1 protein-coding gene is annotated in these 255 nt (G+C 65.5%); it reads right to left on the bottom strand.

The genetic code is table 11. The annotated features are described in order from the left end of the window. The coding region (locus GTA51_RS20505) for a redoxin domain-containing protein (RefSeq protein WP_160964324.1) at window positions 1-255 on the bottom strand (255 nt) is incomplete at both ends.

The following is a 255-nucleotide window of genomic DNA, read 5'->3' as shown; positions in this document are numbered from 1 at the left end:
CGACCAGAATCAGGGCGCGTTCGGCGGTTCCGTCGCTGCGCAGGATGCCGAGCTTTTTGGCCAGTCCGCCGTGGGGCCAGAAATCCGAGGCCACCGGAAACCACAGGCCGCCCATTTCCCGGGTCCAAGCAAAAAGGGTGGGGAGGTTGTCCACGGACACGCCGATCAAGGCGGTCTCATTGTCCTCGAAAATGTCCCGGACGATGTTGTAGCCCGGCCACTGCCCCGAGCACACCGGGGTCCAGGCCGCCGGCA

The sequence above is a fragment of the Solidesulfovibrio aerotolerans genome, from assembly GCF_009856865.1.
GTDB classification, from domain to species: Bacteria; Desulfobacterota; Desulfovibrionia; order Desulfovibrionales; family Desulfovibrionaceae; genus Solidesulfovibrio; species Solidesulfovibrio aerotolerans.
This window is presented reverse-complemented; position numbering and strand designations above follow the sequence as displayed.